This is a genomic window from Paludisphaera sp., from assembly GCF_037189885.1.
Lineage (GTDB): Bacteria > Planctomycetota > Planctomycetia > Isosphaerales > Isosphaeraceae > Paludisphaera.
Genome location: NZ_JBBCIR010000058.1, coordinates 1 through 23,855, shown reverse-complemented (window position 1 = coordinate 23,855; position 23,855 = coordinate 1). Strand labels below are relative to the sequence as shown.

General features: G+C 70.1%; 20 protein-coding genes. 6 read left to right on the top strand and 14 right to left on the bottom strand.

From position 1 onward, the window contains the following. Positions 1 to 5 precede the first annotated feature (5 nt). The 4 genes from WG209_RS16760 (at position 6) to WG209_RS16745 (ending at position 2,373) form a co-directional block, all read left to right on the top strand. On the top strand, positions 6 to 1,193 hold the full coding sequence (locus tag WG209_RS16760; protein ID WP_337176222.1) for a hybrid sensor histidine kinase/response regulator: 1,188 nt from the start codon (positions 6 to 8) through the stop codon (positions 1,191 to 1,193). Between the two features lie 48 nt (positions 1,194 to 1,241). Further along, positions 1,242 to 1,448: a hypothetical protein gene (locus WG209_RS16755; protein ID WP_337176221.1), complete on the top strand. Its 207-nt coding sequence runs from the start codon at positions 1,242 to 1,244 to the stop codon at positions 1,446 to 1,448. A 22-nt stretch (positions 1,449 to 1,470) separates the two neighbouring features. Beyond that, a complete protein-coding gene (locus WG209_RS16750; protein ID WP_337176220.1) occupies positions 1,471 to 1,716 on the top strand; it encodes a hypothetical protein in 246 nt (81 codons plus the stop codon). A 105-nt stretch (positions 1,717 to 1,821) separates the two neighbouring features. Continuing rightward, positions 1,822 to 2,373 (top strand): hypothetical protein, encoded by a 552-nt coding sequence (locus WG209_RS16745; protein WP_337176219.1) that lies wholly within the window; start codon positions 1,822 to 1,824, stop codon positions 2,371 to 2,373. Between the two features lie 126 nt (positions 2,374 to 2,499). On the opposite strand, the gene WG209_RS16740 is transcribed toward WG209_RS16745, so the two are convergent. From WG209_RS16740 to WG209_RS16685, 12 genes are read right to left on the bottom strand one after another with little or no spacing between them, the layout of a single operon-like run. After that, positions 2,500 to 2,838: a cytochrome C oxidase subunit IV family protein gene (locus WG209_RS16740; protein WP_337176218.1), complete on the bottom strand. Its 339-nt coding sequence runs from the start codon at positions 2,836 to 2,838 to the stop codon at positions 2,500 to 2,502. Positions 2,839 to 2,896: 58 nt separating this feature from the next. Next, positions 2,897 to 3,706: a cytochrome c oxidase subunit 3 gene (locus tag WG209_RS16735; protein ID WP_337176217.1), complete on the bottom strand. Its 810-nt coding sequence runs from the start codon at positions 3,704 to 3,706 to the stop codon at positions 2,897 to 2,899. Next, positions 3,681 to 5,342 carry a cytochrome c oxidase subunit I gene (gene ctaD / locus WG209_RS16730; RefSeq protein ID WP_337176216.1) on the bottom strand — a complete coding sequence of 554 codons (1,662 nt, stop codon included), beginning with the start codon at positions 5,340 to 5,342 and terminating at the stop codon, positions 3,681 to 3,683. The genes WG209_RS16735 and ctaD overlap by 26 nt, the downstream gene beginning before the upstream one ends. Next, positions 5,339 to 6,289, bottom strand: coding sequence for a cytochrome c oxidase subunit II (coxB, locus tag WG209_RS16725; RefSeq protein ID WP_337176215.1), 951 nt, complete (start codon positions 6,287 to 6,289; stop codon positions 5,339 to 5,341). Before coxB ends, ctaD begins: the two co-directional genes overlap by 4 nt. 20 nt (positions 6,290 to 6,309) lie before the next feature. After that, on the bottom strand, positions 6,310 to 7,254 hold the full coding sequence (locus tag WG209_RS16720; protein WP_337176214.1) for an SCO family protein: 945 nt from the start codon (positions 7,252 to 7,254) through the stop codon (positions 6,310 to 6,312). After that, positions 7,251 to 7,868 (bottom strand): hypothetical protein, encoded by a 618-nt coding sequence (locus tag WG209_RS16715; RefSeq protein WP_337176213.1) that lies wholly within the window; start codon positions 7,866 to 7,868, stop codon positions 7,251 to 7,253. The genes WG209_RS16720 and WG209_RS16715 overlap by 4 nt, the downstream gene beginning before the upstream one ends. Then, on the bottom strand, positions 7,865 to 9,148 hold the full coding sequence (locus WG209_RS16710; protein ID WP_337176212.1) for a hypothetical protein: 1,284 nt from the start codon (positions 9,146 to 9,148) through the stop codon (positions 7,865 to 7,867). Before WG209_RS16710 ends, WG209_RS16715 begins: the two co-directional genes overlap by 4 nt. After that, positions 9,145 to 9,792: a cytochrome c gene (locus WG209_RS16705; protein WP_337176211.1), complete on the bottom strand. Its 648-nt coding sequence runs from the start codon at positions 9,790 to 9,792 to the stop codon at positions 9,145 to 9,147. The genes WG209_RS16710 and WG209_RS16705 overlap by 4 nt, the downstream gene beginning before the upstream one ends. A gap of 46 nt (positions 9,793 to 9,838) precedes the next feature. After that, positions 9,839 to 10,396, bottom strand: a complete 558-nt coding sequence (locus WG209_RS16700; protein WP_337176210.1) for a DUF3341 domain-containing protein — start codon at positions 10,394 to 10,396, stop codon at positions 9,839 to 9,841. Further along, positions 10,393 to 11,817 (bottom strand): NrfD/PsrC family molybdoenzyme membrane anchor subunit, encoded by a 1,425-nt coding sequence (gene nrfD / locus WG209_RS16695; RefSeq protein ID WP_337176209.1) that lies wholly within the window; start codon positions 11,815 to 11,817, stop codon positions 10,393 to 10,395. Before nrfD ends, WG209_RS16700 begins: the two co-directional genes overlap by 4 nt. After that, entirely contained in the window at positions 11,810 to 14,854 is a 3,045-nt protein-coding gene (locus tag WG209_RS16690; RefSeq protein WP_337176208.1) for a 4Fe-4S dicluster domain-containing protein, read from the bottom strand. The genes nrfD and WG209_RS16690 overlap by 8 nt, the downstream gene beginning before the upstream one ends. Next, the gene (locus WG209_RS16685) at positions 14,851 to 15,510 is read right to left on the bottom strand and encodes a cytochrome c3 family protein (protein WP_337176207.1); all 660 of its coding nucleotides are present in this window, start codon (positions 15,508 to 15,510) and stop codon (positions 14,851 to 14,853) included. Before WG209_RS16685 ends, WG209_RS16690 begins: the two co-directional genes overlap by 4 nt. Positions 15,511 to 16,393: 883 nt before the next feature. Between WG209_RS16685 and WG209_RS16680 the strand changes: the two genes are divergently transcribed. Together WG209_RS16680 and WG209_RS16675 are read left to right on the top strand one after the other, a co-directional pair. After that, positions 16,394 to 18,316, top strand: a complete 1,923-nt coding sequence (locus tag WG209_RS16680) for a trypsin-like peptidase domain-containing protein (protein ID WP_337176206.1) — start codon at positions 16,394 to 16,396, stop codon at positions 18,314 to 18,316. 362 nt (positions 18,317 to 18,678) lie between these two features. Next, on the top strand, positions 18,679 to 19,143 hold the full coding sequence (locus WG209_RS16675; RefSeq protein WP_337176205.1) for a DUF3592 domain-containing protein: 465 nt from the start codon (positions 18,679 to 18,681) through the stop codon (positions 19,141 to 19,143). A gap of 359 nt (positions 19,144 to 19,502) precedes the next feature. Here the strand turns inward: WG209_RS16675 and WG209_RS16670 are convergent, their stop codons facing one another. Beyond that, the gene (locus WG209_RS16670) at positions 19,503 to 21,809 is read right to left on the bottom strand and encodes an FG-GAP-like repeat-containing protein (RefSeq protein WP_337176204.1); all 2,307 of its coding nucleotides are present in this window, start codon (positions 21,807 to 21,809) and stop codon (positions 19,503 to 19,505) included. Positions 21,810 to 22,052: 243 nt separating this feature from the next. Beyond that, positions 22,053 to 23,459, bottom strand: coding sequence for an outer membrane beta-barrel protein (locus WG209_RS16665; protein WP_337176203.1), 1,407 nt, complete (start codon positions 23,457 to 23,459; stop codon positions 22,053 to 22,055). Positions 23,460 to 23,855: the final 396 nt, after the last annotated feature.

Here is a 23,855-nt window from a genome sequence, read left to right as displayed (position 1 = left end):
GGGCGATGCTCTCCGAGGCCATCCGGCTGCTGCTGATCGACGACGACGAAGAGGATTACGTCCTGACGCGCGACCTGCTGGACGAGATCGCCGACGTCCGCTTCGACCTCGAATGGCTCCCCGACGTCGATCGCGCCGTCGACGCGATCGTTGAGGGCCGGCACGACCTCTATCTGGTCGACTACAGCCTGGGCCGGCGCGACGGGCTGTCGATCATCCGCGAGGCCGTCTCCCGCGGCGCGGGGGGGCCGATGATCCTCCTGACCGGCCGCGACGAGCGGACCATCGACCTCGACGCCATGAGCGCCGGCGCGGCCGACTTCCTGGAGAAGTGGCGGCTCAACCCGACGCTCCTGGAGCGCTCGATCCGCTACAGCCTCCAGGAGCGACGCCACGCCGAGGACCTGGAGCGGCGGGTGCAGCAGCGCACCGCCGAGCTGGCCCGCGCCAACGCCGCGCTCCGCGAGGCCGACCGCCGCAAGAACGAGTACCTCTCCACGCTGGCGCACGAGCTGCGCAACCCCCTGAACCCGATCCGCAACGCCGTGGCGGTCATGCGGCTGGCCGCCGCGCGCCCGCCGGCCGATCCCGCGGTGCTGGAGGACTGCCGCGCGATGATCGAGCGCCAGGTGGCGCACATCGTCCGGCTGCTCGACGACCTGATGGTGGTGGCGCGGATCTCCCGGGGGCTGATCCAGCTCAAGCCGGGGCCGGTGGCGGTCGACCGCCTGGCGGCGACGGCCGTGGAGAACATCCGGCCGTACATGGCCAAGCGGCGGCACGAATTCGAGGCGACGCTCCCGGAGGATCCCCCGACCTTCCGCTGCGACGAGCAGCGGATGGAGCAGGTGCTCTACAACCTGCTGCACAACGCCGCCAAGTACACCGAGCCCGGCGGCCGGATCGGGCTGCACGTCGGGCTCGACGGGGACGGGGTGGCGTTCCGGATCGTCGACGACGGCCCGGGGGTCCCGGAGGGGATGCGCGAGGCGATCTTCGACATCTTCACGCAGGTCAAGCGCGACGGCGACGAGGAGGTGGCCAGCGGCCTGGGGGTCGGCCTCTGGCTGGTCCGTCGGCTCGTCGAGCTGCACGGCGGCAAGGTCTCGCTACGCCCCGGGCCCGAGGGCCGGGGGAGCGAGTTCACCGCCTGGCTGCCGCTCGCCCCCGCCGACGGCGCGGGGTTTGCATAAAATGACCCGCAATGAGGCCACGCCCCATCACATCCGGAGACACCCGATATGTCCAAGTCCATGAGCGTAAACGGCTCGGCGTCGTGGCTCGACGCGTTCAAGGGGTTCCTCTGCCGGGTATTCTGGCGATCCGACCGGCCCTGCCCGCTCGTCGAGGACGACCGGCCGATCACCACGCAGGAGGCGGCCGACGTGGCGTCCGAGGACTCGTTCCCCGCCAGCGACCCCCCCAGCTACACCGGCAGCATCACCTGAACCGACGGACGAGGAGGCCGACATGGCGACCTGCGAAGTCTGCAACAACGAATACGACAGGGCGTTCACCGTCACCACGGCCGACGGCGGCAAGCATGTCTTCGACTGCTTCGAATGCGCCATCCACGCGCTGGCCCCGTCGTGCGCGCACTGCGGCTGCCGGGTGATCGGCCACGGCGTCGGCGAGGGGGGCGACATCTACTGTTGCGACGCCTGCGCCCGCCAGGAGACGAAGGCCGGGGCTCATGCGCACGCCGGCGCGTCCTGACGATCCCGGCCGCGGCACGGCCGTTGCTCCATGGCCGCTCCAAGGCGCGGGCCCCGTGACCTCGGGGCCGCCCGCATCCCGGACCCAAGTCGAGGAGTAGGCGAGATGGCGGAATCGAAGCGATCGATGGAGAAGGCGTTGACGCTCGCGGCCGTGAGCGGCCTCCGGGCGACCATGGGCCCCGCTCTGCTGGAGGCCTCGCGGAGGTCGCCCCGCGCGAGCGGCTGGCTGCTCGGGGCGATCGGCGAGATGGCGCTGGACAAGCTCGGCCTCTTCCGCCGGAGCTACAGGCCGGCGTTGATGATCCCGCACGCCCTCGCGGGGGCCTACGCCGCCCGCGAGAGCATGAAGCGCGACGGCGTGGACGACCCCTCGGTCCCGATCATGGGGGCGGTGGTCGCGGCCGGCGTGGCGGGCGTCGCGCCCATCGCCCGGATCGCCCTGAATCGGGGCCTGGGCATCAACGGGGCCGTGCTGGGGATGGCCGAGGAATACCTGGCGCTGAAGTACGGCGGCGAGGCCGTCGGGCTCTCGATGGAGGACATCGGGGACGCGGCCCGCTCGGCCTTCGGCGACCTGCGCGACCAGGTGGCCCCGGATCTGGAGATGCCCAGCCTCTCGGGCTCCCACGCCGAGCTGGCTTCCAGCAAGCCCTGACCGCGGGCCGCAAGAACGTCGGGCCGAGGACGAAGCAAGAACGCCGACGGCCCCGCCTCATCCGAAGATGGGCGGGGCCGTCGGCGTTTCGTCGTCTCGTCGTCGTCGAGTCGCCCCCCGGAGGGGTTACTTGCCGAGGATGTTGAGCCAGTCCCGGCTCCAGTTGTCGGCCAGCAGGAAGCCGATCAGGAGCGCGACCCAGACGATCGAGCCGACCGCCGTGATCCAGATCAGGGGGGCGCTGTAGTACACGTGCATGAAGAACAGCATGATCAACACCGCCTTGATCACGGCGATGGTCATGGCGACGAACAAGTGGGCGCTCCGGCTGATCGGCAGCTCGGAGGCGAGCACCGTGGCCACCAGCAGGACCAGGAGCGCCGCGTAGATCGCCATGTACGTCTTCAGCGAGATGACGTGGTGAATCTGCTCGTGGGCCTCGGGCGATTGGCGCAGTTCGCTCATGTTTCGGGATCCATCGGGCGTTCGGTCGGGTGGGTTGGGGTCCTGGGTCCGGGCCGCGTCACTCGACGAGGTAGAGCAGCGGGTAGACGAAGACCCACACGAGGTCGACGAAGTGCCAGTAAAGGCCGAGCATCTCGATCTGCGTCTGGCCGTAGCCCGAGAACCATCGCATCTGGGCGAGCACGGCGAAGAGCAGGATGAGCACCACGCCGATGATCATGTGGAACGCGTGGATGCCCGTGATGAAGAAGTAGAAGACGAACATGAGCTGGAAGTGGCCCTGGTTGCGGCTGAACTCCTGCTCGTCGACCTGTCCGTCGACCATGCTGGCCTGGCGGAGGCGCTCGTAGTCGCTGGCCCCGCCGCCGTGCCCCCCCTCGCCGTGGTCCGACGCGCCGGCCTCGGCGTGGCCGGGCGAGGCGTGGGGATCCCGGGGCGATCCCGGGACGATGAAGTTCGGGCCCGGGAACAGGTTGTGGTTGATCTCGACGCGATACTCGTACGCCTTGACGCCGAGGAACGCGACGGCGAAGAGCGCCGTGAGGAGCAGGTTGCGGACGATCCCCTTGCGGTCGCCGACCTGGGTGCAGCGGACCGCCAGGGCCATCGTCAGCGAGCTGGTCAGCAGGACGCCGGTGTTGGCCAGGCCGACCCACTTGTCCATGTGCGCGCTGGCCAGGTGGAACGCCTCGGGCGACCAGAAGCGGTACAGCATGTACGAGGCGATCAGGCCGCTGAAGAACATGACCTCGCTGGCCAGGAAGAACCACATCCCCAGGCTGGAGGAGAGGTGCTGCTGCTCCAGGTCGTCGAAGTGGTGCAGCAGGTCCTGGCGGCCGGAGTCAGGAGGCGTGATCGTGCTGGGCATGGACATATTCCCGTTCCGCCTCCTCGGGCGAGTACAAGTAGGGGTCGCACGTGACGACGACCGGCGCGTGGAAGTTGTGGGTGGTCGGGGGAGATTCGATCTGCCACTCCAGGCCGGTCGCGCCCCAGGGGTTGGGGCCGGCGTTCTTGGGGCCGCGGAGCGACAGCAGGAAGTAGACCATCGGCATCAGCATGCCGACGGCCAGGATGGTGGCGCCGGCCGTGGACATGACGTTCAGCACCTGGTACTCCGGGCGGTACTCGAAGTAGCGCCGGGGCATCCCCAGGTAGCCGAGGATGAACTGCGGGAAGAACGTCAGGTTGAAGCCGACGAAGACCAGCAGCGCGGAGAGCTTGCCCCACAGCTCCGGGTACATCCGGCCGGAGATCTTGGGCCACCAGAAGTGGAGGCCGCCCATGTAGGCCGTCACCGTGCCGCCGACCATGATGTAGTGGAAGTGGGCGACGATGAAGTACGTGTCGTGGACGTGGACGTCCAGCGCCAGCGAGGCGACCATCAGCCCGGTGAGCCCGCCGACCAGGAACAGGCCGATGAAGCCCAGGGCGTAGAGCATCGGGGTGTCGAACCGGATCGAGCCCTTGTACAGGGTGGCGGTCCAGTTGAAGACCTTGATGGCCGACGGGATGGCGACCAGGAAGCTGAGGATCGAGAAGACGGCCCCGGCGTACATCGACTGGCCGGAGACGAACATGTGGTGGCCCCACACCAGGAAGCCGAAGACGGCGATGGCCACCGACGAGAAGGCGATGAAGCTATAGCCGAAGATCGGCCGCCGCGCGAAGCAGGGGATGATCTCCGAGATCACCGCGAAGCCCGGCAGGACCATGATGTAGACGGCGGGGTGCGAGTAGAACCAGAACAGGTGCTGGAACAGGATCGGGTCGCCGCCGAGCTTGGGGTCGAAGATCCCGAAGCCGAAGAACCGCTCCAGGCCCACCAGCACGACCGAGATCGCCAGGACCGGCGTCCCCAGGACCATGACCAGCGCCGTGGCGTAGTTCGACCAGACGAACAGCGGCATGCGGAACCAGGTCATCCCCGGCGCCCGCATGGTGTGGACGGTCACCAGGAAGTTCAGCCCGGTGAGGATCGACGAGAAGCCGGTGATGAAGACCGCCAGCGCGGCGGTGACGACCCGCGTGTTGGAGTACATCGAGCTGAACGGCGTGTAGAACGTCCAGCCGGTGTCGACGCCCCCCTGGGCGAGCAGGTACAGCCCCATGGCGGCGCCGATGATGTAGATGTACCAGCTCAGCAGGTTGATCTTCGGGAACGCCAGGTCGCGCGCCCCGATCATCAGCGGCAGCAGGAAGTTCCCGAGCGCCGCCGGGATCGCCGGCACGAGGAAGAAGAAGATCATCACGACGCCGTGCATCGTGAACATGCGGTTGTAGGTGTCGGCCGAGGCGAACAGGTCCCCCTTGGGGGTCATCAGCTCCAGCCGCATCAGGCCGGCGAGGATCCCGCCGACGATGAAGAAGGCCGTGACCGAGATCAGGTAGAGGACGCCGATTCGCTTGTGGTCGGACGTCAGGAGCCACGACTTGACCGTGGACCCCGCCGTCAGGTAGTCCTCCGGCGGCCCGTCGAGGCGGGCGGATGCCGAGGCGTTCATTGGCTGATCTCCCGATTGGCCAGGGACTTGATGTAGGCGATGATCTTCAGCAGGTCCTGCTCGCTGATCTGGTCCTTGTACGACGGCATGATGGGCTCATACCCGGCGACGACCTTCTCCTTGGGCAGCAGGATGGAGTCTCGGATGTAGGCCTCGTCGGCGACCTCGAAGCGGATCTCGTCGCCCGCCTGGATCGGCACCGGCTTGTTGTAGACCCCTTCCAGCCGGGGGGCGTGGACGGTCTGGCTGCCGCGGTGGCAGCCGGCGCAGTGGTGCTGGACGAACAGCTTCTCCCCCTCGTCGGCCTGCGACGGCCCGGCGCCCTTCTCGGCCAGCCAGGCCTCGTAGTCCTCCGGCTCCATGACGACGATCTTGCCGATCATGATGGAGTGGTTCGTGCCGCAGTACTCGGCGCAGAACAGGTTGAACTCGCCGACCTTGTTGGGGGTGAACGGCAGCTCGGTGTAGCGGCCCGGCAGGACGTCCTGCTTGATGCGGAACTCCGGCAGGTAGAAGCTGTGGATGACGTCCTGCGAGGTCATGTTCAGGCGGACGGGGCGGCCGACCGGCACGTGCAGCTCGTTGGTCTCCGAGCGGCCCTCGGGGTGCTGGACGTACCACATCCACTGCTTGCCCACCACGTCGATCCGCGACGCGCCGGGGACCCTCTCGTACTGCTCGAAGAACAGCCGGGTCGCCCAGACGTACATCACCAGCGACAGGGCCATCGGGCCGACGATCCAGATGATCTCCATCGACTGGCTGTGCGTCGGCGGGTTCGAGCGGTCGACGCGGTTGCCGCGACGGTAGCGGATGCAGAACCCCAGGATGGCCAGGGGGATCATCGTCAGGAAGAACGCCGAGACGCCCACTTCGAAGAGCATCAGCGCGTCGACCTTGGAGGCGATGGCCGACGCCTGTTCCGGGAGCAGGGGGAAGCCGAACATGGGGGTGGTCTACCTTCGTTTCAGGTGCGAGGGGCGCCGTCGGTCGCGGTCGGGTCGACGTCGGGGGGGCCGCCCCCCGCGCGCGTCCGGGCCTCGCGCCGAAACATCAGGAGGAGGTACAGCCCCAGCGAGAGCGCCGTGAGGGTCGCGAACGCGCGGAGCACGCGGACGACCGAGAGGGTGTAGGTTCCGGTCGCCGAGTCGTAGTCGTAGCAGAGCAGGAGCATGGCCGCGATCCTCGACCCGGCGCGGCCCTCGCCGGCGGCGCGGATGGCGGCGTCGAGCTCCTTCGGGGAGTATTCCAGGCCGAAGAGGTACTGCGACGCCTTCCCCCCGGGGGTCAGCACGACGATCCCGGCGGCGTGGGCGTACTGGCCGGTCGCCGGGTTCGGGACGTACTCGAAGCCGACCGAGTCGCACAGGGCGTCGATCGCGTCCTTCTCGCCGGTCAGGAAGGACCAGCCCCCCTCGGTCCCGGGGCGGTCGTACCGCTCCAGGTAGCCGGCCTTCTTGGCGAGGGCCGACTCGGGGGTGTCCTTGGGGTCGATGCTGACGGCCAGGACGTCGAAGTCGATCCCGGCGTCCAGCGGCAGCGGCTTGAGGGCCCGGACCAGGCCGTCGAGGACCTTGTTGCAGAGCAGCGGGCAGCGGTGGAAGACCAGGGCCAGGACGATCGGGCGGCGGCCGAGCCGCGAGGAGAGCTGGACCTCCCGGCCCTCCTCGTCGCGGAACGTCGCGCCCGTCGGGATCTGCGAGCCGAGCTTCTGCTCGAACTTCACCCTCGCCGCGGTCGAGCCGTGGGCCTCGGGGTTCGAGAGGGTCGGCCGCGGCGCGGTCGGGTCGATGGCCTCGAACCGGGCCCGCGAGGGGCTGGTCGGCGCGGGGCCCGCGGCGTCGCCGTCGGCCGCGGCGGCCGGCGGGATCGTCAACAGGAACGAGAGCAGCCCCAGGCGGGCGGCCTTCACGGCTTCACCTCCGGTTGCGGCGCGTCGGCCTTCGCCTCGGCCTCGCCCTGGTCCTCGGCCTCCGCCTTGGTCTCGGGCTTGGCCTCCGGCTCGGCATCCGCCTCGGGGGCGGGGGCCGGCTGGCCGGGGACGCCGATCATGGGGAGCCCGGACGAGCCGGGCCGGGGATGGTACTGGTCGACCGTGCCGACGTCCGGCAGCCCGCGCTCGGCCAGGATGGCCATGGCGCGCTCGATCGGGATGTGCGCCGAGGTCTTCTCGGCGTCGTTCCATCCGTAGGAGTTCAGGCGGGCCTTCGCGGCGCCGATGATCTCGCGGGTCTCCCTGGCGGGATCGTCCTGGAGGGTCGGGCCGGGGGGGGGCGGGTCGGCGGCGAAGCGGTTCGTCAGCGCGACGCGCTCCTTCTCGGCCTCCTCGGCCTTGAAGAGCCGCATGCCGCCGGCGACGACGTAGAACGTGGCGACGAACAGGACCACGAGGAGGCCCATCCAGAACATCACGCCCCGGACGTCCAGGTCGGTGTTCTCGTGCAGCTCCTCGAGCTGGTCGGCGGGCCGGTATTCGCCCTGGGGGATCATGTCCCCCTGGAGCTTGCTGGGGTCGATCTCGCTCATCGGGTCGCTCCTCCCGTGGGCTCGTGGGCGGGGCCGTCGCCGTGGGCGAGGCCGTATTCCTGGGCCGCGACCACCGTGGGGTCTCGCGGCGGGACCAGCGGGGCCGAGGCCAGCCGCCGGAGGAACAGCGCGGTCCAGACGCCGCCGATCCCCACCAGCGACGTCGCGTAGAACGCGACGGCGCCCCAGGGGAACGCGGCCTCGACGCCCGTGCTCCCCGCGGTCAGCGGGTGGCCGGGGATGACCAGCCAGGCGACGTCGACGGCCCGCATGACGACGATCCAGGTGGCGATCGGCAGGACCCACGCCACGTCCCGCTTGTGCTTGCGCTGGAGGAGCGCCAGGAACGGGGCGAAGAACCCGAAGAAGATCAGCCCCAGGGCCACGACGCCCCAGATCCCCCCGATCCGCCGCTGGTACCAGATCACCTCCTCGGGCAGGTTGCCGAGCCAGATGATCAGGAACTGGGAGAACGAGAAGTAGGCCCAGAGCATCGTGAAGGCCAGCAGCAGGTTGCCGGCGTCGTTCAGGCGGCCGACGGTCAGGGCCGTGCGGATGGGCTCGCCGTCCAGGTGCCGCGCGGCGAAGGCGGTCGCGAGGGCCAGGCCCGTCAGCAGCGAGCCGACGGCGAACATGGCGCCGTAGATGGTGGAGTACCACTCGGGGTCGCGGGACATGCCCCAGTCGAACGCCGCGAACGACGTCGTGAGGAACATGACCAGGGTGGCCGGGCCGGCGGCGGCGATCAGGCGGCGGGTGGGGGCGTCGGTCGCCTCCCCGTCCTGCTGGCGCGACCAGGCGTTGACCATGTAGGCCACGGCGGCCCAGATCGCGAAGTAGATCGCCGCCCGGGTGGCGAACCCGGAGGGGGTCAGGTACTTGATGACGTCCACCTTGTGGTGGATCAGCTCGTTGCCCTTGACGATCTCGCCCTGGGTCCAGGCGTAGGTCCAGTTCAGGCCGAAGTAGACCGGCAGGAAGAAGACGGCCATGAGGAGGATCTGCCAGCCGGCCGCCTCGAAGGGGCGACGCAGCGGGACCATCCACGACCCGCCGGCGAGCTGGAACAGCAGGCAGAAGCCCAGGGAGGCGAGGCTGACGCTGGTCCAGAACAGGAAGGCGGCGAGGTAGCCGGGGAAGAAGGCCTCGGGGGCGACGATGGCGCCGACCACGCCCGCGGCCAGGCCCGCGGCGCCGGCCAGCAGGGCCTTGGCGCGGAGGGCGTCGAACCGGGCGGACAGCCCGGCGTCGGCCAGGGCGTCGTTGGGGAAGTGGCTCATTTCCCGGCTCCCTCCAGCGTGCGCTGGTCTTCGGGCGGCAGGTCGGCGGGCTTGGCGCCCTGGCTGAGCTGGAGGGCCCGGATGTAGGCGGCGATCGCCCAGCGGTCCTGGGGGGCGACGCGCGCGGCGAAGGAGTACATCGTGCCGTGGCCGTTGGTGATGACGTCGAAGAAGTGCCCCAGCGGGGCCTCCACGAGGCGCCGCTCGGTGTAGGAGGGGGGCGGGGAGAACCCGCGCTGGACGATCACCCCCCGGCCGTCGCCGAGCTGGCCGTGGCACGGCGTGCAGTAGATGTCGTAGCGCTGGCGGCCGCGGGCGAGCAGCGCCGCGTCGACGGCCAGCGGGCTCTGGGTGGCGAGCCGGCCGTCCTTCATGCCGGTGAGCAGGACCTCGCGGTCCTCGACGGCCGGCAGGTTGCGGGCGTCCTCGCGGGGGACGGTCCCGGCGACCAGGGGCCGGGCCGACGCCCCGTCGGCGAAGAGGGGGCTGGCCTCGTAGGCCTCGTACCGCGGCTGATCGTACATGTCCGTGCAGCCCGTCGCGGCGGCCATCAGCGCGGCGGCGACGGCGGCGGCCAGCGGCCGGGGCCGCGGGGCCGTCGCGCCGCGGGGGCGGGCCTGGGCTCGTGGGGTGTTCGGGTTCATCGTGGCGGGTCGGGTCCGTTGGATGTGGGGTCGGGCCGGGTCGGGGTCAGTACGGGACGACGGAGACCGAGCGGGGCCCGAGTCCCTCCAGGAACGCCAGGGTCGCGGCCGGGTCGAAGCTCGGGTCGTCCGACTGCACGCAGAGGAAGAACCGGTCGTCGGACGCCATGTCGAACCCCGGCGCGTTGAAGACCGGGTGGTACAGCCTGGGGAAGCCGTTGTAGGCCAGCATCCCGAACACCGCGGCGACGGCCCCCCCGAGCACGGTCGTCTCGAACGTGATCGGGATGAACGCCGGCCAGGAGTACAGCGGCTTGCCCGCGATGTTGTGGGGGTAGTAGTACATCGAGGACCAGCATTGCAGCAGGAAGCCGCCGAGGCCCCCGAGCAGGCCCCCGACGAAGACCGTCGGGGCGACGTAGTTGCGCAGGCCCGGCAGCTCCTCGTCCATCCCCTCGACGGGGAACGGCGCGTAGGTGTCGAACGAGACGTACCCCGCGGCCTTGGCGGCCCGCGCCGCCTCGACGAGCCGGTCGGGGTCGTCGAACTCGGCCATCAGGCCGTAGATCGCCGGGTTCTCCCCGGCGTGGGCGGCGGCGGTCATGACTCCCTCCCGGGCGCCTGGGCGCCGTGGTCGTTGGCGTGGTCGTGGCCGTGGTGGGTCTCGTGGAGCAGCTCGCGCATCTCGAAGATGGCGATCGCCGGCAGCGAGCGGACGAACACGAAGATCAGGAACGTGAACAGGCCGATCGTCCCCAGGTACGTCGTGATGTCCCAGATCGTCGGGCTGTAGGGCGCCCACGACGACGGCAGGAAGTCCTCGCTGAGGCTCGTGATCACGATGACGTAGCGCTCCAGCCACATCCCGATGTTCACGAAGATCGAGATCACCCAGAGCGCGATCGCGTGCCGGCGGATCGCCGGGATCCAGAGCAGCTGCGGGATGATCACGTTGCAGAGGATCATCGTCCGGTAGGCGTTGCTGTACGTCCCGAACGGCCGGGCCCGCAGCAGCAGGTATTCCTCGAACGGGTTGCCGCTGTACCAGGCGACGAAGAACTCCATCGCGTAGCCGTAGCCCACGATCATGCCGGTCGCCAGCATGATCTTCGCCATGTTGTCCAGGTGGCGGTCGGTGATGAAGTCCTTCAGCCCGTACCACGCCCGCAGCGGCACGCACAGCGTCACCACCATGGCGAAGCCCGAGAAGATGGCGCCGGCCACGAAGTAGGGGGGGAAGATGGTCGCGTGCCAGCCGGGGATCACGCTGGCCGCGAAGTCCAGCGACACCACCGTGTGCACCGAGACGACCAGCGGGGTCGACATCGCCGCCAGCAGCATGTACGCCGTCTTGTAGCGCGCCCAGTGCCGCCCCGAGCCCCGCCAGCCCAGCGACAGCGCCCCGTAGAACATCGCCAGGGCCCGGTTCTTGGCCCGGTCGCGTAGGGTCGCCAGGTCGGGGATCAGGCCCACGTACCAGAACATCAGCGAGACCGACGCGTACGTCGACACCGCGAAGACGTCCCACACCAGCGGGCTGCGCCACTGCGGCAGCAGGCCCATGGTGCTGGGGTAGGGCATCATCCAGAAGAACTTCCAGGGCCGGCCCATGTGCAGCAGCGGGAAGAGCCCGGCGCAGGCCACGGCGAAGAGCGTCATCGCCTCGGCGAACCGGTTGATCGAGGTCCGCCACTGCTGCTTCAGCAGCAGCAGGATGGCCGAGATCAGCGTCCCGGCGTGGCCGATGCCGACCCACCAGACGAAGTTGATGATCGCCCAGCCCCACATGACCGGGACGTTCACGCCCCAGATCCCGACGCCCTTGAACAGCAGCAGGCCGACGGTCATGCCGAACAGCAGCAGCAGCGACGACGCGGCCCCCATCCCGAGGAACCACCGCCAGTCGGGCGGTCGCCTCAGGACGACGTCGGCGATCGTCGAGGTCACCGTGCCGTAGGTGTGCCCCGGGGCGATGACCGGCGGCAGGGGGTCGCCGCCGCCGGCATGATGGTGGGTCTCAGCCATTCTTCGGCTCCTCGTGCGCCTCGGTCCCGCGGGCCTCGGCCCCGCCGGCGGGGTTGGTCAGCTTGGAGAGGTACGTCGTCCGCGGCAGCGTCCCCAGCTCGCCCAGCAGGGCGTAGTGCCGGGACGACTCCCGCGCCTTCGACACGGCGCTCTCCGGATCCTTCAGGTTGCCGAAGACGATCGCCCGCGTGGGGCAGGCGCCCTGGCAGGCGGTGACGACCTCGTCGCCGCCGATCTTGCCCCCGGCCATCTTGGCGTTGATCCGGGCCTCGTTGATCCGCTGCACGCAGTACGTGCACTTCTCCATCACCCCGCGCATCCGGACGGTGACGTCCGGGTTGTTCAGGAGCTGGAGGCTGGGGGTGCTGTTGTCGGCGTATTGCAGGTAGTTGAACCGCCGGACCTTGTACGGGCAGTTGTTGCCGCAATACCGCGTGCCGACGCAGCGGTTGTAGGTCATCTCGTTGAGCCCCTCGTCGCTGTGCGTGGTCGCCTCGACGGGGCAGACCAGCTCGCAGGGGGCCTTCTCGCAGTGCATGCAGGTCAGCGGCTGGAAGTGGGTCTGGGGGTTCTCCAGGTCGTCGCCCGCGTAATAGCGGTCGACCCGCATCCAGTGCATCTCGCGCGAGTTGAGCACCTGGTCCTTGCCGACGACGGGGATGTTGTTCTCCGCCTGGCAGGCGATCGTGCACGCGGCGCAGCCGATGCAGCGATTCAGGTCGATGGCCATCCCCCAGGCGTAGTCCTCGCTCTGGGTCCCGGGCCATTCGGGGTAGAGGCTGCCGTCGGGATGGGCGTGGTGCTCGTCGTACGGATGGCGATACTCGTCGACGGTCAGGACCTTGAGGACGTCCCGCCGCGCCATGTCGTGGTGATGCTGCGTCACCGCCAGCCGGACCGACCGATTGGTCATCTCGATCGCCAGGCCGGTGGCGGCCCAGGGGGCGTCGGAGCGCCTCAGCAGGTTGGCGTTGAAGCCGATCTTGCCGCCGACGCGCCCGGCCCGCTCCGCCCGGCCGTAGCCGAGGTGGACGGTGACGGTGTCGGCCGCCTGCCCCGGCGTGATCAGGACGGGGGCCTCGACCTGGGCGCCCTGGTACTTCAGGAGGACGACCTGCCCGTCCTTCAGCTTCAGTCGCTCGGCCAGCGCCGGGCTGAACAGGGCGGCGTTCTCCCAGGTCAGCGTGGTGATCGGCTTGGGGAGCTCCTGGAGCCAGGCGTTGTTGGCGTATCGGCCGTCCCAGATGGTCGGGTCGGGGCGGAAGATCAGCTCCAGCGAGCCGCCGATCTCCGGGGCAGTCCAGTCGACCTTGCCCAGGTCCGGCGCGCCGGGGGCCTCGGGCCCGGGGGCCTCGCCGGGGAGCGTGACGACGCCGTCGCGGAGGGCGGCGCGCCAGCTTTTCTCGAAGGTCTCGGCCGGCAGCCTGGTCTTCCAGTAGTTGCGGACCAGCTCGCGGCCGGGGACGCCGACCTCGCCGAGCAGGACGGCCAGGACCTCGACGACGGTCCGGCCCTGGTAGAGCGGGTCGATGAGCGGCTGGACGAGGGCCACCGAGCCGTCGGAGGAGCGGACGTCGCCCCACGACTCCAGGAAGTGGGCCTCGGGCACGTGCCAGTGGGCCAGCGCGCCGGTCTCGTCGTTGTACAGGCCCAGGTGGACCAGGGTCGTGAGCTTCTCGTTCCGCAGGACCTCCTCGAACCGGAGGTCGGCCGGGGCCTCGTACGCCGGGTTGGCGTCGAGGATCAGCAGCGTGTCGACCTGGCCGGCCTCGATGTCCCGCGCGAGCTGGACGAGCGAGGCGTTCTGGTCGGCCGGCGCGCCCTCGGCGGGGGCGTGGAGGACGACGGACGAGCCGATCGCCCCCAGCGCCGCGTTGATGGCGTAGCCCAGGGCGTGGACCTCGGCCGGCTGGGTGTCGCCGACGACCACCACGGCCTTGCCGTTGGCGGCCTTCAGCTCCTCGGCGAGGGCCGAAATCCTGGCCTCGTGCGCCTGGGCGCGGCCGAGCGGGACGTCGGGGGCGCCGGCGATCCCGAGGCCCCTGGCCAGGGCCGCGGCCACGGCGAGCACGTCGGCCGAGGCGACGGGAGTGCGGTGGTCGGCCGCCGCGCCGGTGACGGTGGGGGTGGGCTCGAAGGCGTGGAGCCGCAGCATGGTCCCCGCGTCGGGGTCGCGGCGGTCGGCGTACTCGCGGGCGAGCCGGACCGAGGAGGGGCCCCAGCGGAGGAAGTCGGCGTCGAGCGCCACGACGACATCGACCCCTTCCAGCCTGTAGGAGGGCTCGAAGGCCCGGCCGAAGGCCAGTTCGGCGCCCTTGCGGGCCCCGTCGCGGGTGACGGGCTCGTAGCTGTGCCAGACCAGCTCGGGCATCGCCTCCTTGAGCCGCCGGAGCTGGTCCAGGACGGTCGGGGAGGAGACGGAGCGGGTGAGGATCCGCAGGCCGGCGCCCTTGGCGGCGATCTCGCGGGCGCGGAGGTCGACGGCGAACCGCAGGAAGTTCTCCCACGTCCCGACGCGGCCCCGATTGACGACGACCTGCGAGCGGTCGGGGTCGTAGAGGGCCAGCGCCTCGGCCTGGGCGAACGGATCGGTCGCGCCCCGGCTGGCGGGGTGGCTAGGGTTCCCCTCCACCTTGATCGGCCGGCCCATCTGGCTCTCGACCAGCAGGCCCAGGCCGTCGCCGCCCGAGGGGGAGGCGGTGGCGAAGAACAGGGGCTTGCCCGGCACGATCTGCTCGGGCTGGTCGACGTAGGGGACGATCTTCTCGGCGGGCTGGACGCCGCAGCCGGTCACGCCGGCGAGGGCCAGCGAGGCGCCCATGACGGTCATGAAGTCGCGGCGGCCGACCTCCCCGAGGCCGTAAATGGCGGCCTGGGCGCGGGCGGCGGCGTTGGCGGCCCGGCCGGCGGCGGCGTCGGGGTCGGCCAGCTCCTCCAGGCTCCGCCAGACGCGGGGGGGCTCGGGCTGGGCGGCCCCCTGGACCAGCTCGTCGAGGGTGAGGGGGCGGGCGAGGTCGTCGGTCTGTGGTTTCATCATCGGTGACAAATCGAGCAGTTCGTCAACTGGCCGACCTCCACGTGGGACTTCGGTTCCGCCTCGCGAGCCGCCTCCAGCTCGCTCCCCTTGGGGGGCGTCCAATCCATCACGAACACCTGGTCCTTGGGGCGGAGCCGGGGCTCCGGGTCGCGGTGGCATTCGAGGCACCACTCCATCGTCAGCGGCTCCTCGCGCCAGGCCAGGGGCATGTTGTCGACCCGGCCGTGGCACTCGGCGCACCCGACGCCCTTCTGGACGTGGACGCCGTGGTGGAAGTAGACGAAATCGGGCAGGTCGTGGACACGGTTCCACGCCAGGGGCTTCCGCTCGGTGTAGCTGGCCCGGACCGGCTCCAGCATGGGGCTGCCCGCCCAGATCTGGGAGTGGCAGGTCATGCAGGTGTGCGTCGGCGGCAGGCCGGCCGACGCCGAGGTCTCGACCGACGTGTGGCAGAAGCGGCAGTCGATCCCCAGGCCCTTGACGTGGTGCTCGTGGGAAAACTGCACGGGCTGCTCCCGGACCACCCCCACCTGAGTCTGGTAGGGGGAGCGGACCAGCAGCATCATGGTGCCCAGCAGCGCCGCCGGCCCGGCCGCGAGGCCGAACAAGACCACGCGCGAGAGCGTGTTGGCACTCGGGTGGAAGACCTGGGGCATCGCTCGTCTGTCCTGTATGTGGCTAGGGAAATCGAATCGGACCCGACAGGCTATCCCATCGGCCCTCGCGTCGCAACCGAACCGGCCGCGCGGCGGCGCATGCCCGCCCCCCCGGCGGTGGCCCGGGGCGCGGGGGGGTCGAGGAGACGGCCGATCCCGGGCGCGGCCGTCGCGTGGCGTGCGCGGCGCGGGCCGGATGGATCGGCGCCGCCCTCGCGACGCCGAGGCGCGTCCGCGCCGTCGGCTCGCCGGGGGCGACGGCCCTCGGGGAAGCAGGTCGACAAGTTACCTTCAAACGTCGGGCTCGCGCGGACTGGCCCCGGCCCGGACGCCCGGGCCGACCGTCGGCGGTCACGTGGTGCGACCCGAGTATACGATCCGTTCCGACGGAACTGTAGAGGGTTCTGCGGAAGATTTCCCGCCTCCTCCCTCTCCAACCCTCCCGGCGTCGCCGAAATCCCCGAAAATTCCGATGGTTCCGCCGATCCCGCCGAGAGCGAACCGCCGCCCTAGAATCCCTCCCGCGCCTCGGGAGCGCCTACGCCCATCGGCCGAGGTCACTCGGCCGTCAAACTCCCCCCGACCGCGAACGCCACGGACCCGCGAACATGACCCCCAAGATTGGACCTTCGCGATGCTGGTCAATCAGCCTCGAACAAGGGCACTCGATCGCACCCTCGGCACAGCGTCCGATAATGGGGGGGGCAGTACATGAAGCCGCGAGGCATGAAGTCAAAGCCAGCCTGGATCCTTCACGACCCTCCGGCCGGCATGAAAGCGGCCTATTGCGACACTTGTCATAGGTAGGTACGATCGAGCGTCGTTGGCGGGTCGTATTCTTCGGCGACCTTGGCCGGCCGACTGTCGCCTCGAGGGAGGTCCGATGCCACCGGATCGCGCAACCGGCCCCGCTCGCGTCTGGCGGAGACGGATCTCGGGCCTGGCGCTCTGCGGCATCCTGCTGGCTGGCATGGTCGTCCGCCTGTGGGAGACGTACCTGCCTCCGTCGCCCGAGCGTCCCTTCTACGCGCCGGGGGGCCAGGCTACCGATCCGGCCGTGGCGTTCGTCCGGCCGGAGCCGATCGATCCGCATCGGCTTGAGGAGCGAGTTCGCGAGACGGCCCGGGCGGTGCTGCCGGCGGTGGTGGCGGTCGCGAGCTCGTCGGACGGACCATCGGCGAAGGATTACGCGTCGGGGGTAATCGTCACCGCCGACGGGCTCGTGCTGTCGCAGTGGCACGTCAGCCACAAGAATGAATCCCAAGGCGTCGAGACGTCGAGAACTCCGGGCGACCGGACGACGATCATCCTCCACGACGGCCGCGAGCGTCCCGCCGAGTTGCTGGGCGCCGACCGGTCTCACGACGTCTCGCTGCTTCGGTTGCTCGACCCCGGCCCGCATCCGCACGTACCCATCCGGCCCGAGGTCCCGGTCGCGGCGGGTGATTGGGTGCTCAAGATCGGCCATCCGCTCGGATACCAGAAGGGCCGGCCCGCGCCCGTGCGGCTCGGCCGCGTGACCTGGGGGACGGCGGAACTCTTCGGCGCCGAGAGCATGGTCGTCGGCGGCGATTCCGGCGGCCCGTACTTCGACCTCGATGGGAGATTGCTCGGGATATTGTGCGGCACCAACGGATACCCGGCGCGAAGGTATCGCGACGACATGGACGCCTTCCAGCGCGCGGGGCAGTTTGCCCTGTGTCGGGTGACGGGCGTCCGGAGGATCGACTCCCTGCTCGACGCGATGCTCGGCGGCGAGGTCGCGCCGGACGACGGCCGGCGGAGCGAGCGGTTCGAGCGCGTATTCGCCGCGAGCCCACGCCTGCGGCCCGCGGACTTCACCCAGGGGCCGGCATCGTTGGCCCGGTATCGATCGGCCGTCGAGCCGGCTCGCGAGAGCGTCGTCGCGATGCTGAACGAGGGGGTCGCGGTCGGCCTGGGTACGATCGTCGGTGCCGAGGGGTGGGTCGTCGCCAAGGCCAGCGTCCTGCCCCCCCGGCCGACCTGCCGTCTGCCGGGGGGCCGGGTCGCGACCGCAAGGGTGGTCGGCGTCGATCCGGCCTTCGACCTGGCCTTGCTCGCCGTGCCGGCGACGGGCTTGAGGCCGGTGCGGTGGGCCGACGACCTCGACCCCCAGGCGGGGACGATCCTGGCGGCGGTCGGTGCCGAAGGGCCCCTGGCGGTCGGCGTGGTCAGCGTGCCGCGCCGCCACCTGGAAGTGTCCGCTCGTCCCGCCGAGCCGCCGCCGTTGCGGCTCCCGGCCGGCCCTCCGTACATCGGCGGGGCCTGGAGGACGACGGGCGGTTGGTCGCTTCGCGCCGCGATCGGCCTGTCGCGGGAGGGCCGTTTTCACGTGGCGAACGTCGAAGGGCTGGCCTATTCGGCCGGCGTCCGGCCGGACGATCTCCTCGTCGGCCTCAACGGCCGATCGATCGCGGCGGTGGAGGACATGCTGAATGCGGTCGACGGCCTGCGGAGCGGGGACGTCGTGCCGGTCCGCCTCGAGAGGGCCGGGAGGACGATGGACCTTGCCCTCCCACTGGGGCCGGATTCGTACGGCGACCAGAACAACCACCGAGCCGATGGATTCCCCACCGTGATCGAATGCGCCATACCGTTCTATTCGTACGAGTGCGGAGGCCCCGTCGTGGACCTTGAGGGGCGAGCCGTCGGGGTGACGATCGCCCGGACCGGCGCGCACGGCGGGATGATCGCGCCGGGCGACCGCGTGCGGAAGCTGCTGTCCGATTTGAAGGGCGGACGACCAACCGACGGCTGGGCCCGGGCACGCACGCCCGGCGGGTGACGGATCGGCCCCGCGCCCCCGGCTCACGCGATACAATCGCTACGAACCCACGTCCTCGAACATAACGCCCATTATCGGACGCTAGGCTGGACCCGAGATTCTCAGTGTCCGCGGCCCTGTCCTGGGCAGAAACCGGATCGGACTGGCGAATCGTCTGGTGAACCTGTCTTGGTGGTTTGGTATCCAGTTCGACCGACCGATAATCGTACATGTTAAGGGGGGGTTATCCCGCACGAAGGCGAGGTCGCTGAAATAGGGCTAAACCCCTCGCCGGGCGAAGGGCAACGCCCCGGACATGTCGATGCCGCCTGTCGGCGAACGGGGTAGGATGACTTGATTCGCGTCCCAGATTCGGAGGGTCCATGCTCAGCCCTTATCTCAACGCCTGGCTCCTCGCGGTCGCTCTGTCCTTCTTCCTCTTCGCCTACCTGCTGGAGGAGGCCCTCGACCACCTCTGGGCGAGGCGTTGGCCGCGCACCACCGGCAAAGTCGTCGAGTCGACCGTCGAAGAGAGGCGGGGCGAGTCGGGGCTCAGGGGGTCCTTCACGCCCAGGATTCGCTTCGTGTATGACGCGGCCGGCAAGGCGTGGGAAAGTCGTCAGTTCGCATTCCATGTCTGGGCCGGCTCGCGGGGGCGAGCCGAGTCGACCGTCGCCCGGTATCCCGTCGGTTCGGTCGTGACCGTCTATTTCCATCCTGATCGCCCGGAGAATGCCGTCCTGGAGCCCGCGAAGGCCTGGTTGTCGGTCGCGGTCGCGGCCTGGTTTGGACTAATTTTCCTCGTCTCGGTCGCGGCGTGGCTCGGGGCTTCTCGGGCAGCGGCCTAGGCCGACTTTGACCGTGCGGACTCGGACATCAGGGGCACCCCGAGACGGTCCCCTCGGCCGTCGCCGCGCCTCGCCGGCCGGGTAAGCCGAGGGCCGCGGCCCGTCGGAACAATAAAATCCTGTTCATGCCCAAGAACATTATCCCCAGTACCGAACTCGCCATGCTCGGGTACTTCAGGTCATCCTAGACGCGGTCGAGCCGACGACGCTCGTCGTCGGCTGACCGATGGGTCGTCGAGAGTGATGGAATCGCGAGCGATCGAGTCGGGAGGCCGCGGGATCGCGCCCACGGCGCGCTTCGGGCGGACGAAACCCGGTGACGGTTCCGGGCTTCGGGGCGATCAGCCTTCGGCCTCCGATCAAGGGCGGCGCATCCGACCTGGCTTCCATGGCCGGCCGGAGCCGGGGACGGCGGGCGCGCCTGGCGTGTCCCGGGGGATCCCGGCTCGGCGGAGGATCGTGTTCGAATCGCCGCCGGGCAGGCCATCTCCGTCGCCGTCGACGGCGTACCCGCGCGCGTCGGTGACGGACGCGGTGACCGTCAGTCGCAGGGGCTCCGCCCCGAGCCGGGCGTGCCGCGGGACGAGGACGACCGCGCGGCCGGCCGCGTCGTAGCTCGCCGACCGAATCGGCACCGCGCGATCGTCGCGGGTCCCGAACCGACCGTCGCGGCCGGCCCGGACGAGCCGATAATTGGCGAGCGACCGCGCCGTGTCGGGGTCGAGGTTGGCGCTCCAGGCGACGCGGATCGCCGCCAACGCCCCGCCTTGCCTCAGGTCGACGGCGACCGATTGTACAGTCGTGTACGGCTCGGGCGGCGGGGGCGGCGGCGGCGGGGCGGGCGGGCTGGTGGCCGCGGCGAGCACGATCGTGGCGGCCGAGGGCGCGCCGAGCGCGCCGACGGGATCCGTCAACACGACCCCGATCAGGCGGCCGGATCGGCCGGCGGCGTCGCCCAGGATCGGCACCGTGAATGAAGCGGTCGTCTGGCCGAGGGCGAAGCGGAGGACCCCGCGAACTGGCGCGTAGTCGACCCCCGGGACGGCGTCGCCGCCGATGGTCGCGTATTCCACCGTCACGCCGTCGGATCGGGCCTCGTCTCGCTCCACCGTGACGGTCGCCAGGCCCGACGCCGGGTCGACCACCACCTGGGCGTCTCGGAACCGGAACGTCGAGGGCGACTCGTCGTCGAGGATCGTCAGCACGGACGCGGGGTCGCCGAGGGTCGCCGGGCCGGCCGGCGCCGACAGGGAGAGGCCGACGGTCCGAGTCCCGTCCACGCGGAAGTTGCCCGCGACCGGCACGACGAACGTCGCCGTCGTGGACCCGGGCGGGATGGTCAGCACGCCGGAGACCGCCGTGTAATCGACGCCCGGGGTCGCCGTGCCGCCCGCGGTGGCGTAGCTCACGGACACGGGGACGGTCGTCGGCCGCGAGATGCGCACGGTGATCACGGCCCCGGTCGCGCCGAGATCACCCTCGTGGACGCTCGCGTCCTCGATGGCGAGGGTCACCGACGGCGGCGCGTCCGGGAGGGCGCGGAAGACCAGGACCCGGCCGGCGGCGTAGTCCGTCGCGACGACGTCGGGCTTCCCGTCCCCATCGATGTCGCCGACGGCGAGGTGGCTGGCGTCGTCCCGCGGGCTGAAATCGAGGACGTTGTTGAAGGTCCCGTCCCCGGCCCCCGGACGCGCCACCAGCCCCCGGGAGGTCGCCATCAGCAGGTCGAGGTGGCCGTCGAGGTCGAGGTCGACGAGCGCCGTCTCGAAGGGGTAGTCGGCCGTCGGCGGATGATGCGGGTCGGGGCCGACGGTGTAAATGAACGGGCCTTCGAGGCCGTCCCGGCCGTCGTTCAGGAAGACGCTGACGAAGTTGTTGGCCGTGTTCGAATGGACCACGTCCGGGCGGCCGTCGCCGTTCACGTCCCCCGCGGCCACGAAGGCGCCCCCCCCTCCCGAGGCGGTGTGGGATGAGCGAGACGGGAACCCGGCCGGGCCCTGGTTGAGATAGATGTATACCTGGAAATAGCCGGACACGAGGATGTCGGGCCTGCCGTCGCCGTTCATGTCGGCGATGGCGACGCCGTTGGCCTGATCGTTGAGGCCGAGGCCGACGGCCGAGGCGAACGCGCCGTCGCCGCGGCCGTAGAGCAGGCTGACGTCATTGCCCTGGTTGCCGACGACGAGGTCGAGGGCACCGTCCCCATCGAGGTCGGCGACCGCCACCGAGCGCGGCCCGCCGCCGACGGCGTAATGGGTCCGGGGGCCGAACGTCCCGTCGCCCCGCCCCAGCATCACGCTGACGTTATTGGACTTGTAGTTCGTGACGATCAGGTCGGTCCGCCCGTCGCCGTCGAGGTCCGCGGCGGCCAGATCCACGGGGCCCGAACCCGCGGCCACCGTCCCGAGCGCGACGAAGGTCCCGTCGCCGCGGCCGAGCGAAATGCCGAGCCGGTTGGAGTCGATCTCCGCCACCGCAAGGTCGAGAATCCCGTCGTTGTCGAAGTCGGCCAGGGCAATCCCCTGCGCCCTCCCATCGGTCGGAATCCGCGTCGGCCCGGAGAAGGCGATCGCCAGGAGGCGTCGATCTTCCAGGGATTCAAAGGTCGGGCGCGCGCGGCGGGGTCGGGTGGCCTGGACTAACCGATCTTGGCGTGGACGCGGCATCGGAAGGTACTCGGAGAGGACTGCCCAAGCCACTATACCGATCGATGTTTCAAGAGCGCTCGGCTTGGTTGCCATGCATCCTATCACGAGAGGGTCGTGATGTCACAATCCCGAAATGGTCGGCATGGATGGCGGCGCGAGATCTCCCATTCAAGCGGTTTATCAATGTGTCCAATGATGTTTCGACGCGCGCCGACGAATCAAGAGGAGGACGGTTCGCCTGGATTCGGGTCGGCCCGCGTCCTAGAACTGCACGATGACGTCGAAGGCGAGCGTGAGCTGGCCGCCTCGGGTGCCGTCGTCGTACGGCGTCGTGAATTGGGCCCAGTCGTAGCGGATCTCCGGGCGAATCCAGAGGGCCGGCCTCGGCTTGCATATCAGCCCGTGGGTCATCTCGTAGTACGTGTCGGCCGCCGGCAGGACGAAGCCGTTGTCGTCGCGGAAGACCTCGATCCGCGAGACCGCGGTGACCTTCGGCGTGGCCTCGAAGAGCAGCCAGTGGGCCCCGCCGTAGTAGCTGATTCGCCCGGGCTTCCCCCCGGGACCGAAGCCCACCACGTTCCCCTGCGTGACGAAGGCCGCCTCCATCGCCTGCGTCCACCGTTTCTTCTCCCCCCACTTCCGGGTCGCCACCGTCGAGTGGTAGACGAGCGTGCTCCGGCCGTAGAAGGGGTTCCTCCGGCCCGCCAGCTCCGGGCTCGTGTAGGCCCCCACCGGCAACGTCGGCACCTGCTGGGGGTCCGTCGAGGGGAAGAACGGCAGTTGGTTGGGGCCCACCAGCGTCATCGACGAGAGCGTCGTGCGCCCGTCCGCCGAGTTCCAGTTGACCCCGCCCAGATAACTGTAGCGGTAATTGCTGTTAATCCAGCGGTCGGCCCCGTTCACGGCGCCGTTGACGAGCGTGAGCCGTTCGCCCAGTTGCAGGCTGGTGAGGGCCCCGAAGAAGGTGAACGGCGTGAAGTTGAGGATATACGGCACCGACAGGAGGGGCCGCTTCACCGCCATGACCGACTCGAACCCCGCGGGCGAGTAGAAGCGGCCCCCCTTGACGCCGAGGGCCACATTCTCGCCGAGGGGCAGGCGGGCCTCGCCGTAGAGCTGGGGGAAGTCCACCCCGGCGAAGCCCCGGGGCGTGAAGGCGCCGTCGAAGAGCCCGAACGACTTCGTGAAGAGCCAGTCGTTGCCGAGGAGGGTGTCGACCCGGAAGCCCAGGTTGGCCCGGTCCCCCGTCTCCACCGGGTCCTCGACCACGAGGTAATACTGGTTCCCCTGCCACTCGTTGGCCAGGCGGTTGGGGAAGACGGTGACCGTACTCCGGTTCCTCGGGTCGATGCCTGGGGTGCCGGTGTAGCTGTTCTGGAGCCATCCGTAGACGGTGACCGGGGCCTCGTCCAGGCCCAGGAGCTTCGCCAGGGCCTTGGTGTCGGCTCCCTCGGCCTGGGCCGCCTGCCCGGCGGTGGGGGCGACCGTCGCCGCCGTCGGTTCATCCAGCCCGCCGGGCCCCGGGCTCGGCGCGGATCTCGGTCCCCCGGCGGGCGCCGACGCGGACAACGAACGCGGGGCTCCCGCCGCTTCCTGGGCGAAGGCCGGCGCGCCCGGCAGGGCCAGGAGCGCCAGATGACCCACCACGAGCCATCGCCAGCCGGGCATGCCCATGTCTCTGCCGACGAAAAATACCGGTTCCCACGACTCTATGGTCGGCCAGAAATCCCGCAGGCTCGACAGAATCGACCGGACCGGCCCGTGGAATCGACGTGGGCAGGCCCCAGCTCGGTCCGGCTATGAGGGACGGCCCCAAGCAGGCTTGACGTGCCGTCCACCTGCCTGGGGTCCGGGGGACATGCTCCCCTCCGGGGACCATCCGCGCGGACGGCGTTGATATCACGCCGGCCCGATGCTCTTCGGCGACTAGGTTCTGTCTGGCGGCTCGATGAGTCGGAAGCAACGGCGGATCATGGCGAGCTTGACCATGGCCAGGAAGTTCACGGCGAGCTTCTCGAACCGGGTGGCGAGCCGGCGGTTCTCCTTCAGCCAGAGGATGCACCG